At 35.3% G+C, this 1,016-nt stretch carries 1 protein-coding gene; it reads left to right on the plus strand.

Features of this window, described 5'->3' with window-relative positions:
• On the plus strand, nucleotides 1-388 hold a 388-nt coding region (locus ACODS7_RS32210; RefSeq protein ID WP_243169465.1), incomplete at its 5' end, for a S8 family serine peptidase.
• Nucleotides 389-1,016: the final 628 nt, after the last annotated feature.

Raw genomic sequence — 1,016 nt, forward strand, 5'->3', positions numbered from 1 at the left:
TGCTGGAAATACAGGCACTACAGCACCAAACTACCCAGCCTACTATGAGAATGTCATCGCAGTTGCCTCTACTGATTCAAATGATAAAAAATCATCTTTCTCCACTTATGGAACATGGGTTGATGTAGCCGCACCAGGTTCAAATATCTATTCCACTTATAAAGGTAATTCGTATCAAACATTAAGTGGCACTTCCATGGCTACACCCCATGTAGCAGGTTTAGCTGCTCTATTAGCTAAAAAGGGATATACAAATACTCAAATTCGCCAAATTATTGAAAAAAGCGCTGACAAAATTACTGGCACAGGTACCTATTGGCAAAATGGGAGAATCAATGCCAATAAAGCTGTGAACACTGTACCAGCTATTCAACAACAAGCCTCCTAAACCAACGGATAACAAAATTAGACTTATTGCTAAAGGAGAAAGTTTTTCTACTTTCCTATCATTTTTCATCCCTTACAAGCATATACTCTGAAACAAAAGATTTTTTCTCCTTTGCAGAAAGCGCATCTGGTTCTCTTACTCCAGGATGCGCTTTTTGGCATACTTATAGCTCATTCCACATATAATGAAGTGAAAACAATGATTTTTTCCTTTTCTGAACAGAGTACACTTGATCAGGGTGTACTCTGTTTTTCACTATCATATTCCTCCTTGATTCCACATAAAATAATATAGCACACAAATACGGGGAGAATATATCTTATACTGTTCTACAAACTGGGTTCTTCAAATAGAAGAACCTTTTTATTTTATAACATATTTCTATGTGGACCTTACATATAATAAATCACCACGTTCTATTCGTATGACCATCATCCTATGAAAAAGCAAGTATCCTTACATCAAAAAGGACTTGCTTTTTTCTAATTAATCCCCTCGGTCTTGCTACTATTCAAGAATTTTATATGTACCATGTTTGTTTCCCTCACCACACTTCGTTGCATCTTCCCATTCTGTGTTATTCAATTTTCAATTCACTTTATCTTCTTCAATTATTATAATTAAATAT

Source organism: Bacillus sp. FG16 (genome assembly GCF_057809515.1).